Here is a 13,147-nt window from a genome sequence, read left to right on the forward strand (position 1 = left end):
CCCGGGCACGGGCCGGCGAGCGGGACCCGCTCAGACGGTCACCTTCTCGGTGGCGCGCCCGCCGGCCGGGGCCGTGCCGAGGTCGTCCGCCGGCCGGTCCGCCGTCGGCAGGGACTCCGCGGCCCGGTCCTTCTCCGCGGTCCGGCCGGGGAGGAGCAGCGCCAGGACGGCCGCCACGGCGACGGCCGCGCCGCCGATCCAGAGGGCGGGGACGGTGCCGTCGGTGAAGGTCTGCCCGGACTCGTAGCCGCCCCGGGAGGAGAAGACGGAGGCGAGGACGGCGACGCCGAGGGCTCCGCCGACTTCGCGCAGGGCGCTGTTGGCGCCGGCGGCCTTGCCCTGGTCGGCGGGGGCCACGGTGGACATGAGGGCGTTGGACGCGGGGGCGAAGAACAGGCCCATCCCGATGCCGCTGATGATCAGCGCCGGAAGCTGGGCGGCGTAGGAGACGTCGGTGCTCAGGATCATGGCGAACCAGCCGAGGCCGAGTGCCTGGAGCGCCAGCCCGGCGACCACGACGGGGCGGCTGCCGATCCGGTCGGAGAGGATCCCCGAAATCGGGGCGGCGATCATGGGCATGGCGGTCCAGGGAAGCATGCGCAGCCCGGCCTCGGTGGGCGAGTAACCGAGTACTCCCTGGAGGAACTGGCTCAGCAGGAAGATCGACCCGAACATCCCGACGAACATCAGCAGGCTCGCCATGTTGATGCCGAAGAAGCCCCGGTCGCGGAAGAGCCGCATGGGCAGCACCGGGTTGGCGTTGCGGAAGCCCTGGTGGATGAATCCGCCGACGAGCGCGACCCCCACGAGCAGGGCGGTGAGCACGGAGGGGCTGGTCCAGCCGTGGGCGTTGGCGTTGACCAGCCCGTAGACGATGCCGAAGAGCCCGCCGCTGATGAGGAGGGTGCCCGGGACGTCGAGCTTCGCCTGGGGGGCGGTGGACTCGCCGAGCCGCATCCGGGAGAGCGGTATGAGCGCCAGTCCGATCGGGACGTTCAGCCAGAAGATCCACTGCCAGGAGATGTGCTCGGTGAGGCTGCCGCCGATGAGCGGCCCGCTCGCCACGGCGAGGCCGGTGAGGGCTCCGTAGATGCCGAGGGCCATTCCGCGCCGGGCGGCGGGGACCGCGACGGTCAGGAGGGTGAGCGAGAGCGGCATCATGATCGCCGCGCCCACGCCCTGGACGGCCCGGGCGGCGATGAGTTCGTTGATGCCGGGCGACAGGGCCGCGGCGGCGGAGGCGACGGTGAAGACGGCCGTACCGGCCATGAAGAGCCGCCGGCGGCCGAACCGGTCACCGAGGGCGGCGCCGAACATGAGGAGGACGGCGAAGGTGAGCGTGTAGGCGTTCACCGTCCACTCCAGGTCCTCCAGCTTCCCGCCGAGGTCCTCGCGGATGGAGGGGAGGGCGGTGGTGACGACGAGGTTGTCGAGCGCGGCCATGAAACTGGCGGCTCCGGTGATGACGAGCGCCCAGACAGCGGGCCCACGCAGCTTGGTGTCTTGCACGTTTCCCCCAAAACTAGTTATTGATCACTAACTTCAACGGACAGACCTGAGCCCGGCGCCGGCCGTTTCACGGGCGCGGCAGAACGGAGGTACTTACTCGCTAGGCCCTACTCACTGGGCCGCACTCGCCAGGACTTGCGCGCCAAGGCGCGGTCACCCCTACTCGGGCCGGACGCCCGGGTAGCAGCCGTCCCAGACCCGGTGCCCCGGAGGGAACCCCATGGCGGACAGGGTGTTGATCAGCATCCCGTACGCGAGGAAGCTGGTCGTCTCGTTCACGTCCGCCCCGAGCGGCACGTGCAGGGTGTCCCACAGCTCCATCCAGGCGGCCCGCACCATCTCGCCGAACTCGGGCTCCCCGGCGGCCTCGGCGGCGGCGACGGTCACGTACGTCTGGAGCTGCATCTGGAGCTTCTCGGGCTGCTCGGCGATCAGTTTCACGTACGCCACACTCATGGCCTCGACCGCGCCCTCACCGTGGAGGTCCTTGGCGGCTTCCTCGAAGACGCGTCGGATGTCCTCCATGCAGCGGGCGGCCGCAGCCAGGAAGATGGCCTGCTTGTTCGGAAAGAGCCGGAACAGGTACGGCTGTGACACCCCGACGCGCTTGGCGATCGTCTCGGTGGAGGTCCCGTAGTACCCACCCCGAGCGAACTCGCGCATCGCCGCCAGGATGACGCTCTCGCGCCGCTCTTCCGCACTCATCCTTGCCATGCTTCAAAGTTAGTGCTCAATCACTAACTTGGCAACCCCGATTCCGACCTGCCGACCAAAAAGGCCCTGACCTGCGAGCTTCCTCGCCGGTCAGGGCTCTTGGGGATCTGGGGGGACCCTGAGGGGGGTCCGGGGGGATCCGGGATCCCGGGAAGGGATCCTGGGGAGGGATCCCGGGCGGGGACCCCAGGGGAGCCAGTTGGCACCCCAGCGGGACCCAGGAGGCGTCCCAGGGATCCCTACGCGAGAGCAACCACCGCGCGGGACATCCCCAGCACCTTCTGCCCGGCGCTCATGGCCGTCAGGTCGACCCGTACCCGGTTGTCGTCCAGCTTGGCCGCGACCTTGGCCGTGACCTCGATCAGCGCACCCTGCCCGTCGTTCGGGACGACGACCGGCTTGGTGAACCGCACCCCGTACTCGACGACCGCGGCCGGGTCGCCCGCCCAGTCGGTCACCACGCGGATCGCCTCGGCCATGGTGAACATGCCGTGGGCGATCACGTCGGGCAGCCCGACCTCGGTGGCGAACTTCTCGTTCCAGTGGATCGGGTTGAAGTCACCCGACGCACCCGCGTACCGCACCAGCGTCGCCCGCGTGACGGGGAAGGACGCCGCCGGCAGCTCGGTGCCGACCTCGACTTCGTCGTACTGGATCTTGGCAGCCATCTCAGGCCTCCTCGGGGGCGGGAGCGGCGGCGGGCTCGGGCGCCCGGGAGACGAGCTTCGTCCAGGCGGTCACCACGTGCTCGCCGGACTCGTCGTGGACCTCACCGCGGATGTCGATGACGTCGTTGCCCGCGAGCGACTTGATGGCCTCGATGGTCGAGGTCACCGTCAGCCGGTCACCGGCCCGCACGGGACGGGTGTACGCGAACTTCTGGTCGCCGTGCACGACGCGGCTGTAGTCCAGCCCCAGCTGCGGATCGTCGACGACCTGGCTGGCCGCCGCGAACGTGATGGCAAACACAAAGGTCGGCGGGGCGATCACGTCCTGGTGACCGAACGCCTTGGCTGCTTCGGGATCCGTGTACACCGGATTGGCGTCACCCACGGCGACCGCGAATTCGCGGATCTTCTCCCGGCCGACCTCGTACGGATCGGTGGGCGGGTAGCTCCGCCCCACGAAGGACTGGTCGAGCGCCATGACTCCCTACCTCCTTGTTGAAACGATCTGTCGAAACGACACAAGGCCGCCCCCCAATGAAGGGGACGACCTCATGACGGTAAGACTGTGCCTGTTGTACGAGACTTCGCCAGTTGTTAGCGGGTCTCGCGGTGCGCGGTGTGCGAGTTGCAACGCGGGCAGTGCTTCTTCATCTCAAGACGGTCCGGGTTGTTACGCCGGTTCTTCTTGGTGATGTAGTTCCGCTCCTTGCACTCCACGCAGGCCAGCGTGATCTTCGGGCGGACGTCGGTGGCAGCCACGTGAGTGCTCCTTGACGGACAATTGGACGGATGAACGCATAAAAGAGTAGCCGATCGGGAGACCGACCCCGCAATCGGCTACTGTGTGTAGCGGCGACCGGACTTGAACCGGTGACACAGCGATTATGAGCCGCTTGCTCTACCGACTGAGCTACGCCGCTTTGATGAGATCCGCTCCCCACCCGAGGGTGGGGAACCTCTCTCACCAGAGCCCCAATGCGGAATCGAACCGCAGACCTTCTCCTTACCATGGAGACGCTCTACCGACTGAGCTATTGGGGCGAGCGAGGAAGACATTACACGGTTGCCCGCCGATCGCCCAAATCCTTTGCGGCGCCTGGCCTCGGAGCCCCATCGCCGACTTTCTTGATCCGCGGGAAACACGCCTCGGGCCCCTCTCCGGGCGCCTTTCACCCCGAAAGGTGTCCGGCATCACACCGGCGCCCACCCGATCCCCACCCTGAGTCACCACCGAACCCGCTCTCCCCGCCGAAGCGAACCCCTCGCCCCCTCTCCCGACCACCTAGGAGCCGTAGCCCCGCCCCACCGAAGCGGACCGCCGGAGCCCGAACGCCCCCGGAGACCCACGAGGGCGGGGCGGGTCCGGGCCGGCCCGGACCGGGCCTGGCCGTCCGGGCCGACTGTGCTCGGTCGAGCGGGCCAGGCTGTCGGCTCCCGCCCGCGAAGGAGCAGAGCCGGGCTCGGGCGTGCGGACCTGCCTGTGCGGGCGGCACGGGGGCCGTGCCGGGCGCAGGGTGCCGGGGGGAGGTCCCCCCTACCCCGCCCTTCGCCCGTTCCCGGGGCTGCGCCCGGACCCGCTTGGGGCCCGGTCGGCCCCTCGGGGTGGCCTTGCCGGCGGGGTCCGCGCAGACGCACCGGTACGACTATTGCCCTCTTCCGCGAAGGGAGCACCCCCGCCCCCTAGGCTCTGAGCACGCTGCGTGATCTTGGGCCGCGGGCCGCGGCCACGGGCCCCAGGAACCGCCCGAGCCACCGCAGGAGCGCGATGTCCGACAGCCCGCCGCAGCAGCCGTCCCACTCCCCGCGCAACCGCCCCGGCAGCGGCCGGGGGCAAGGGCAGGGGCCCGGCCCCGAGGGCACCCAGGGAAGTCCGGGCCCGGCGGCCCCCGAGGCCTCCAGCCTGCTCCTCACCGGCGCCCGCCTCACCGACGGCCGGAGCGTCGACGTCCGCCTCGGCGGCGGCCGGATCCAGGCCGTCGGCACGGCCGGCAGCCTGCACGCCGCCTCGGGGGCCCGCGTCGACCTCACCGGCTACCTGCTGCTCCCCGCGCCCGCAGAACCCCACTCCCACGGGGACACCGCCCTGACCGCGGACACCGAGGGGCCCGTCTCCTACTCCCCCGACGAGGTGCAGCGCCGCGCCACCGAGGCGTCCCTGCTCCAGCTCGGGCACGGCGCCACGGCCGTCCGCTCGCACGTGCGCATCGGCGACGTACACGGCCTCGGCCCCCTGGAGGCCGTGCTCCAGGCCCGCCGCTCCCTGCGCGGGCTCACCGATCTCACCGCCGTCGCCGTTCCCCGCCTGCTGACCGGGGTGGCCGGGGCCGACGGGCTCGCCATGCTGCGGGACGCCGTGAAGATGGGCGCCTCCGTCATCGGCGGCTGCCCCGACCTCGACCCCGACCCCACCGGCTTCCTCGAAGCCGTACTGGAACTCGCCTCCGAGCACGGCTGCCCCGTCGACCTGCACACCGACGGCGACGACCCCGCCCGCCTGTCCCGGCTCGCGGCCATGGCCGGCGGACTCCGGCCCGGGGTCTCCATCGGGCCCTGCGGCGGTCTGTCCCGGCTCCCGCTGGACGTGGCGACCCGGGCCGCCGACCAACTAGCGGCGGCCGGAGTCGGGGTGACCTGCCTCCCCCAGGGCGATTGCGCAGCCCTGGAGCGTCGGGGCCTGCGCACCGCCCCCGTACGCCTGCTGCGCGCCGCCGGGGTACGCGTCGCGGCGGGCAGCGGGGCCCTGCGCGACGCCGGCAACCCGGTCGGGCGCGGGGACCCGCTCGAAGCCGCGTACCTCCTGGCCTCCCAGGGCGGGCTCCGCGCCACCGAGGCCTACCACTCGATCGCCGGCGCGGCCCGCGAGGCGATGGGACTCCCCGAGGTGCGGGTGGAGGCCGGCTTCCCGGCGGAACTGCTCGCCGTGCGCGGCGACCGGATCGCGAGCGTGCTGTCCCTCGCGTACAGCCGGATCGTGATCCACCGCGGGCGGGTGGTAGCCCGGACGAGTGCCGTACGGGAGTACTGCGACTCCGCCGTCGCGGTGGCCCTGGACCTGCCACGGCAGGGCCGTATGGAGCCCGGCCCCTGAAGGTTCACCGCATGTTCCCGGGCGCGGGCGCCCGGCTCGTCGTACGGTCGTGGCATGCGCATCGTCATTGCGGGTGGACACGGTCAGATCGCGCTGCGGCTGGAGCGCCTGCTCGCCGTGCGCGGGTACGAGGTCGCGGGCATCATCCGCGATCCGGCTCAGGGCGACGACCTCAGGGAGGCGGGCGCCGAACCGGTGCTGTGCGACCTGGAATCGGCGTCGGTCGAGCACGTCGCGGGCATCCTGCAGGGCGCGGACGCCGCGGTGTTCGCGGCGGGCGCGGGTCCCGGCAGCGGGGCCGGACGCAAGGACACGGTGGACCGGGGCGCGGCGGTGCTGTTCGCGGACGCCGCCGAACGGGCCCGGGTACGCCGCTTCCTGATGGTCTCCTCGATGGGCGCGGACACCCGCCGCGAGGGCGACGAGGTCTTCGACCACTACCTCCGCGCCAAGGGCGAGGCCGACGAGCACGTCCGCACCCGGCTGGGCCTGGGGTGGACGATCCTGCGCCCGGGCTCGCTGACCGACGACACGGGTAGCGGACTGGTCCGCCTGGAGGCACAGACGGGTCGCGGCCCGGTCACCCGCGACGACGTGGCGGCGGTCCTCGCCGAGCTGATCGAGACACCGGCGACCGCGGGCCTCACCCTGGAACTGATCGCGGGCTCGACCCCGGTCCCGGTGGCGGTCAAGGACGTGGCGGGCAACTAGGCCGCCCCTCCCCACCCGTCGGCCCCGGCCGGAAGCCGGCCGGGGAACAGGGCGGATGACCGGCCGGTCAGAAGTCGGCGGTCAGGCGGTCGTCGGACCGGCCGACCGAATCCTGCTGGAACCGCCGCTCGTAGGCCTCCCGGATCCGCTCGATGCGCGCGCCGCGCTCATCGGCCTCCTTCTCCGGGTACAGCAGCACGACCTCGTAGGAGATCTCCCGGATGATCTTCCCGCCCCGCTGCCACTGGCCGCGCCCGTCCTGGAGGGTCAGCCCCTCGGGGAAGGCGGGGGTGATCTCCCGTTCGAGGAACCCCATGAACTCCCGCTCCCCGACCGGCGGACGGCCGTCCGGCCGCTCGGTGCCGAAGTAGAGCCGGGTCTCCTGGTAGGGATCCCCCACATCGGCGTTCAGTGCCGCTCCGACCAGAGCCGGGATCCCCGCTCCGAGCAGGGCGATGAGCACCCCGCCACCGACCTTTCCACGCCTGTCAGAAGTCCATTTCACGCCGGATGAACGACCGGAGCCCCCCATCGGCACGCCCGATCCGCCCGATGGGCTCACGCCGATTCCAGCCTGCGCCGCCACCACGGATCTCCCCACGGGGCGTACGGATCGTTGAGCGTTCGGGCAAGGAACCGCGCGTCGATCGGTGCGAGCACGGTCCGCAGCTCCCGGGCCGCCCGTCGGGGCAGCAGGTGGCAGAAGACCTCCAGGGCCTCGCGGTGGTTTCCCCAAGCGGGGTCGCAGCAAGGGCAGTCGTCACCCCAGTCCGGGTAGATCACCCAGGGGCCCCGCTGGTGGACCATGGCGCGCCAAGCGGACAGTGCTCCGTGGGCGGCACCTGCCTGGTACCGGTGGCGTTCGATACGGGCGATCTCGGCGAGGGTCCGGGAGGAGACTCCCTGAATGACTCCCCGGCCGGCCCGGACGGCCTGGACGTTCTGGTGGGAGGATCTGCGTGGCAGGTCCGACCTGACCTGCGAGGGCGCCTTACGCGCCATGGCCCTTTCGGCCGCTGATGCTCATCATGCGAACACCATGCCCTACGCCCCCGGCGGATCCCACGGGGTTTTCCGGTGTACGAGAAAACCCCCGCCCATTGCATTTCTGCAATGAGCGAGGGCTTCACTCGCGTGGCGGCGCCAGGGTTCGAACCTGGGTAGGCTGAGCCGGCAGATTTACAGTCTGCTCCCTTTGGCCACTCGGGCACACCGCCATGATCGCTGCCTTCTTTCCGCCTTGCGGCGGCGCTCCTTGGCAACGACGTAAACGATACCCGATGACCGGGGGTGCTTCGCCACCGGATTGATCAGCGCCGCACGTGGGCGCGGTGGCTAGGCTTTGCCGAGCGGTCCGGGGATGTCCGGCCGCGCCCTTCGGGGCCGCCACCACCGACTTCAAGGAGCCACAGCACATGGCCGACTCCAGTTTCGACATCGTCTCGAAGGTCGAGCGGCAGGAGGTCGACAACGCCCTCAACCAGTCCGCCAAGGAGCTCTCGCAGCGCTACGACTTCAAGGGCACCGGCGCCACGATCGCCTGGTCCGGCGAGAAGATCCTGATGGAGGCGAACTCCGAGGAGCGCGTCAAGGCCGTCCTGGACGTCTTCGAGACCAAGCTGGTCAAGCGCGGGATCTCCCTCAAGGCGCTCGACGCCGGTGAGCCGCAGCTGTCCGGCAAGGAGTACAAGATCTTCGCCACGATCGAGGAAGGCATCTCCCAGGAGAACGCCAAGAAGGTCGCGAAGATCATCCGTGACGAGGGCCCCAAGGGCGTCAAGGCCCAGGTCCAGGGCGAGGAGCTGCGCGTCAGCTCCAAGAGCCGCGACGACCTCCAGGAAGTCCAGGCCCTCCTCAAGGGCAAGGACCTGGACTTCGCGATCCAGTTCGTGAACTACCGCTGATCAACGGCTTCGGCCTGGCTTCGGCCTAGTTTCAGCCCGTACGCCGGCCCGGCGGTCCTTCGAGGACCGCCGGGCCGCGGTCGTTACGGCGCGGTCATTACGGCGCGGTCGTCGCAGCGCGGCCGCCGGGCACGGTCGCTGTCGCTGTCGCCGGCCGTTGTCCCACGACACCGCGCGCGGTGTCGTGGGACCGGCGCTCGGTGGGTGTGTGCCCGGCGTGAGCGGCGTGCGCGCTCGCCGCGCCCTCCGTGTGCACTTGGGCGGCGGGCAGTGCGCCCACCAGGGTGAGGGGTGTCCGTCACCGCCTCGACTGGGGGTTCCCGTATGCCTGGGGCCGGCACGTTACGTGAAGACTTCGGGGCGTCCCTGGTGGTCGCCCTGGTCGCGCTACCGCTCTGCGTCGGAGTGGCCGTCGCCTCCGGAGTGCCGGCCGAACTCGGGATCCTCACCGGGGTGGTGGGCGGGCTGGTCACCGGCTGGTTCCGGGGCAGCTCCCTCCAGGTGAGCGGCCCGGCAGCCGGACTCACCGTGCTCGTCTACGAAGCCGTGCGGACGTACGGGCTGCCCGCGCTCGGCGTACTCGTCCTGGCCGCCGGCCTGGGCCAGCTGGCCATGGGCGTGCTGCGGCTCGGACGGTGGTTCCGGGCGATCTCCGTGGCCGTCGTGCACGGGATGCTGGCCGGGATCGGGCTCGTGCTGATCACCGGTCAGCTGTACGCCCTGGCCGGTGTGGAGGCCCCGGGGCGGACCCTGGAGAAACTGGCCGGGGCGCTGGAGCTCGGCGGGCGCGCCGACTGGACCGCAGTGGCGCTCGGGGCCGGGACCGTCGCGGTCCTGGTGGCCTGGCGGAGGATGCCCGACCGGCTGCGGCTCGTTCCGGGGGCGCTCGTCGGGGTCGCGGCCGCGACCGCCGCGGCCGTGCTGCTGCGCCTCCCCGTGGAGCGGGTCCGGGTCACGGGCGTCCTGTCGGCCGTGACGCCGCCCGGCTGGGAGGCCTTCGGGGTGCTGGCCTCCGTGGGGGCCGTCGGGACCGTGGTGGCGCTCGCGCTGATCGCCTCCGCCGAGACGCTGTTCAGTGCGGCGGCCGTGGACCGCATGCACGACGGGGCCCGGACCGACTACGACCGCGAACTCGTCGCCCAGGGCGTCGGCAACACCCTCTGCGGGCTGCTCGGGGCCCTGCCGATGACCGCCGTCATCGTCCGCAGCGCCGCCAACGTCGAGGCCGGCGCCCGCACTCGGGCCTCCCGGATCCTGCACGGCGGCTGGCTGCTGCTGTTCGCCGTGGCCGTCCCCGGGCTGCTGGAGTCCGTCCCGCTCGCCGCGCTGGCCGGGGTACTGCTGCACGCCGGCTGGAAGCTGCTGCCGGTCCGGGCGGTGGCCGCCCTGTGGCGCTCGCACCGCGGCGAGGCGGTCGTCCTGGTGGCGACGGCCTCGGCGATCGTGGCCACGAACCTCTTCGAGGGGGTGCTCGCCGGGCTCGGGCTCGCCGTCGCCAAGGCGGCCTGGGAGACCTCGCACGTGCACATCGAGCCGGTGTGGGAGGGCGACGAACTACGCGTGCGAATCCTGGGGAACGCCAGCTTCCTGCGGCTGCCCAAACTGCTCGACGAGTTGGAGGCGCTGCCCCGCGGCGGAGCCGTCCACCTCGACCTGAGCGGGCTGCGCCACCTCGACCACGCGTGCCTGACCGCCCTGGAGGGCTGGGAGCGGAGCCGCACGCCGGTCCCCGGCCGGGAAGGCGTCACCTAGGCCGCACGGTCGCGTCACCCGGCCCGGGTACCCTCCGCCCGTGAACGCCTTGAACAACGAGATGAAGCGCTCCCTGGGGGTCTTCGACGCCGTCGTCGTCGGGCTCGGCGCGATGATCGGCGCCGGGATCTTCGCCGCGCTGGCCCCGGCGGCGCGCGCGGCCGACGGGGCGCTCCTCGCGGCGCTCGCACTCGCGGCCCTGGTGGCGTACTGCAACGCGCACTCCTCGGCACGGCTGGCCGCCCGTTACCCCTCCTCGGGCGGCACCTACGTCTACGGGCGCGAACGGCTCGGGCCCTTCTGGGGATATCTGGCCGGCTGGGGCTTCGTCGTCGGCAAGACGGCCTCCTGCGCGGCCATGGCCCTCACGGTCGGGGCCTACGTGTGGCCCGGGCAGCAGCACGCGGTGGCCGTGGCGGCGGTGATGGCACTGACCGCGGCGAGCTACGGCGGGGTGCAGAAGTCCGCCCGGATCGCGCGGGTGATCGTGGCGGCGGTACTGGCCGTCCTGGCCGGGGTCGTCGTGGCGTGCCTGTCCTCCGGCGCGGCCGACGCCGGCCGTCTCGGTGGCTCGGAGTGGGCGGCGGCCGGGCTGCTCCAGGGCGCCGGGCTGCTGTTCTTCGCCTTCGCGGGATACGCCCGGATCACCACCCTGGGCGAGGAGGTGAGCGACCCGGAGCGCACGATCCCGCGGGCGGTCCCCCTCGCCCTGGGGATCGCCCTGTTCGTCTACGCCGCGGTCTCGGTGGCGGCGCTGTCGGTGCTCGGCGCCGACGGCCTGGGGCGGTCGGTGGCTCCGCTGGCCGACGCCGTGCGTGCGGCCGGGTGGCCCGGACTGACTCCCGTCGTCCGGGTGGGGGCGGCCCTGGCGGGGCTGGGCTCGCTGCTGGCGCTCGTACTGGGGGTGTCGCGGACCACCTTGGCGATGGCGCGGGACGGCCATCTGCCGCGCGCGCTGGCCGCCGTACATCCCCGGCATCAGGTACCGCACCACGCCGAGCTCGCGGTGGGTGCGGTGGTGGCGGTGCTCGCGGCCACCACCGATCTGCGGGGCGCGATCGGTTTCTCCTCCTTCGGCGTGCTCGCCTACTACGCGATCGCGAACGCCTCCGCGTGGACTCTCGATTCAGGTGTCAAGGACCGGGCCGTGGCAGCGGTGGGACTGTCCGGCTGTGTGGTGCTGGCCTGTTCACTGCCCGCCGCGTCGATGGTCACGGGGGCCTCGGTGCTGGCGCTGGGCGCGCTGGCCTACGGCGTGCGCCGGCGGCTCACGCCCGTGCTCTGAAGCCCTTCCGAGCGGCGGTCCACGCAGGCGCGCAGGGCGCATCCGTAGTCGGCTATGGGCGGGACTCCCCCGGGCCGGAGCCAGGCCGAGGCACGCATCGCGGTGTGTTCGCGGACGGCGCGCTCCAGGGGCGGCGGGCCATACTCCGGGCCGAGGCCGCCGTCCGCCACGCGGGTGTGGAGGGCTGCGAGGAGGGGTGGCAGGGCGAAGCCCAGGGCTGCTCCGGCCCGGCGCGGCTCCGCGCGGGACAGGGGCGCCGGAAGGGGCGCGCTCCGGGTGCCGGTGTCCGCGTACCGCCCCTGACGGGAGCTGCGCGCGCGGCCGGCGACTCGCTTCGGCGACTTTTCGATGTCATTCATGCACACAGAGTGACATCCCCCACTGACAATCGCTCTGACCTGCGATTTCAGCCGCAACAGCCGGGCCTCAGTCCGCTTCGCGCTCCGTGTTCGGCGCCGGGGCGTGCGAGTCGTACCCGACGAAGAAGGTGGGTCGGCGCTGCACCGCCGTGTAGATGCGGCCGATGTACTCACCGAGCAGGCCGACGCAGATCAGCTGCACTCCGCCGAGGAACAGCATCACGATGAACAGTGAGGTCCAGCCGGGGACGGTCTCGCCCTTCAGGTAGATCGCCAGCGTGGCGCCCACCATCAGCAGGCAGCCGAAGAAGCTGGCCACGCCCAGCCAGGTCGCCAGGCGCAGCGGGGCGGCGGAGAAGTTGATGACGCTGTCGACGCCGAGCCGGATCATCTTGCTCAGCGGGTACTTGGTCTCGCCCGCCACCCGCTCCTCGCGCTGGTAGGTGACCTGGCCGCTGGGGAAGCCGAGCCACGGCACGAGCAGGCGGTACACCTGGTGCTGGTCGGGCATCGCCTTGACCGCGTCGACCGCCGCGCGGCTGAGCAGCCGGAAGTCGCCCGCCTGCGCGGGCACCTGCTTGCCGACCAGGCGGCGCACCAGCCAGTAGTACGCGCCGGCCGTGTGCCGCTTGAACCCGGTGTCCGTGCTCCGGTCCGCCCGGACCCCGTAGACGATGTCGAGGCCGTCCGCGCGGGCCAGGTCCAGCATCTCCGGGATCTTCTCCGGCGGGTCCTGGAGGTCCGCGTCGATGCTGGCCACGTACGCGCCCGAGGCGCCGTGCAGGCCCGCGGTGAGGGCGGCTTGGTGGCCGGAGTTCCCGCGCAGCCGAACGACGCGCAGCTCGGGCCATTTGGCCTGGAACTCGGTGAGCAGCTCCGCGGTGCGGTCCTTGCTGCCGTCGTCGACGGCGACGACCTCATAGCGGACGGCCATGGCGTCGAGTACCGGGCGCAGCCTGCCGACCAGGGCCGGCAGCGCGTCCTCCTCGTTGAACATCGGCACGACCACCGAGAGGGTCATGGGGTGCTCGGAGGGCTCGGAGAACTCGGAGGGCTCGGAATGCCCGGAGGGCTCAGTCGACATCGGTTCTTCCCTGCCCGTTGTGCGTGCCGCTCGTCCGCGCCACTCGTCCGCAACCCGGAACCTTAATACGAGC

General features: G+C 71.9%; 14 protein-coding genes and 3 tRNA genes. 5 read left to right on the forward strand and 12 right to left on the reverse strand.

The features are described 5' to 3' along the window. Positions 1-30 precede the first annotated feature (30 nt). The 7 genes from ACFYYB_RS17285 to ACFYYB_RS17315 all read right to left on the reverse strand — a co-directional run bounded on the left by ACFYYB_RS17285 (position 31) and on the right by ACFYYB_RS17315 (position 3,932). On the reverse strand, positions 31-1,509 hold the full coding sequence (locus tag ACFYYB_RS17285) for a DHA2 family efflux MFS transporter permease subunit (protein WP_389435985.1): 1,479 nt from the start codon (positions 1,507-1,509) through the stop codon (positions 31-33). Between the two features lie 159 nt (positions 1,510-1,668). Further along, the gene (locus ACFYYB_RS17290) at positions 1,669-2,223 is read right to left on the reverse strand and encodes a TetR/AcrR family transcriptional regulator (RefSeq protein WP_389435986.1); all 555 of its coding nucleotides are present in this window, start codon (positions 2,221-2,223) and stop codon (positions 1,669-1,671) included. Positions 2,224-2,462: 239 nt separating this feature from the next. Next, the gene (locus tag ACFYYB_RS17295) at positions 2,463-2,891 is read right to left on the reverse strand and encodes a MaoC family dehydratase (protein ID WP_389435987.1); all 429 of its coding nucleotides are present in this window, start codon (positions 2,889-2,891) and stop codon (positions 2,463-2,465) included. A gap of 1 nt (position 2,892) precedes the next feature. Continuing rightward, positions 2,893-3,369 (reverse strand): MaoC family dehydratase N-terminal domain-containing protein, encoded by a 477-nt coding sequence (locus ACFYYB_RS17300; protein ID WP_389435988.1) that lies wholly within the window; start codon positions 3,367-3,369, stop codon positions 2,893-2,895. 116 nt (positions 3,370-3,485) lie between these two features. Continuing rightward, positions 3,486-3,650, reverse strand: coding sequence for a 50S ribosomal protein L33 (gene rpmG / locus ACFYYB_RS17305; RefSeq protein ID WP_003956487.1), 165 nt, complete (start codon positions 3,648-3,650; stop codon positions 3,486-3,488). 88 nt (positions 3,651-3,738) lie between these two features. Next, a tRNA-Met gene (locus tag ACFYYB_RS17310) sits at positions 3,739-3,811 on the reverse strand. A 48-nt stretch (positions 3,812-3,859) separates the two neighbouring features. Beyond that, positions 3,860-3,932 (reverse strand) — tRNA-Thr (locus ACFYYB_RS17315). Between the two features lie 724 nt (positions 3,933-4,656). Here ACFYYB_RS17315 and ACFYYB_RS17320 point away from each other — a divergent pair. After that, the gene (locus tag ACFYYB_RS17320; RefSeq protein ID WP_389435989.1) at positions 4,657-5,979 is read left to right on the forward strand and encodes an amidohydrolase family protein; all 1,323 of its coding nucleotides are present in this window, start codon (positions 4,657-4,659) and stop codon (positions 5,977-5,979) included. 54 nt (positions 5,980-6,033) lie between these two features. Next, positions 6,034-6,690, forward strand: coding sequence for an SDR family oxidoreductase (locus tag ACFYYB_RS17325; protein ID WP_389435990.1), 657 nt, complete (start codon positions 6,034-6,036; stop codon positions 6,688-6,690). A gap of 67 nt (positions 6,691-6,757) precedes the next feature. On the opposite strand, the gene ACFYYB_RS17330 is transcribed toward ACFYYB_RS17325, so the two are convergent. From ACFYYB_RS17330 to ACFYYB_RS17340, 3 genes are all read right to left on the reverse strand, one after another. After that, positions 6,758-7,153, reverse strand: a complete 396-nt coding sequence (locus ACFYYB_RS17330; RefSeq protein WP_389435991.1) for a DUF3574 domain-containing protein — start codon at positions 7,151-7,153, stop codon at positions 6,758-6,760. A 95-nt stretch (positions 7,154-7,248) separates the two neighbouring features. After that, a complete protein-coding gene (locus ACFYYB_RS17335; protein ID WP_389435992.1) occupies positions 7,249-7,692 on the reverse strand; it encodes a hypothetical protein in 444 nt (147 codons plus the stop codon). A gap of 133 nt (positions 7,693-7,825) precedes the next feature. After that, positions 7,826-7,907 (reverse strand) — tRNA-Tyr (locus ACFYYB_RS17340). A gap of 198 nt (positions 7,908-8,105) precedes the next feature. On the opposite strand from ACFYYB_RS17340, the gene ACFYYB_RS17345 reads away from it, so the two are divergent. From ACFYYB_RS17345 to ACFYYB_RS17355, 3 genes are all read left to right on the forward strand, one after another. Continuing rightward, entirely contained in the window at positions 8,106-8,594 is a 489-nt protein-coding gene (locus tag ACFYYB_RS17345) for a YajQ family cyclic di-GMP-binding protein (protein WP_243333311.1), read from the forward strand. A gap of 324 nt (positions 8,595-8,918) precedes the next feature. Then, complete coding sequence (locus ACFYYB_RS17350; protein ID WP_389435993.1) at positions 8,919-10,346, forward strand: SulP family inorganic anion transporter; 1,428 nt, start codon at positions 8,919-8,921, stop codon at positions 10,344-10,346. A gap of 61 nt (positions 10,347-10,407) precedes the next feature. Further along, complete coding sequence (locus ACFYYB_RS17355) at positions 10,408-11,631, forward strand: APC family permease (RefSeq protein ID WP_389436232.1); 1,224 nt, start codon at positions 10,408-10,410, stop codon at positions 11,629-11,631. Here ACFYYB_RS17355 and ACFYYB_RS17360 read toward each other — a convergent pair. Beyond that, positions 11,595-11,990 (reverse strand): hypothetical protein, encoded by a 396-nt coding sequence (locus ACFYYB_RS17360; protein ID WP_389435994.1) that lies wholly within the window; start codon positions 11,988-11,990, stop codon positions 11,595-11,597. The two genes, ACFYYB_RS17355 and ACFYYB_RS17360, sit on opposite strands and share 37 nt — an antisense overlap. Positions 11,991-12,057: 67 nt before the next feature. Next, positions 12,058-13,011, reverse strand: a complete 954-nt coding sequence (locus ACFYYB_RS17365; protein ID WP_389436233.1) for a glycosyltransferase family 2 protein — start codon at positions 13,009-13,011, stop codon at positions 12,058-12,060. Positions 13,012-13,147: the final 136 nt, after the last annotated feature.

Source organism: Streptomyces sp. NPDC002886 (assembly GCF_042888445.1).
Classification (GTDB): domain Bacteria; phylum Actinomycetota; class Actinomycetes; order Streptomycetales; family Streptomycetaceae; genus Streptomyces.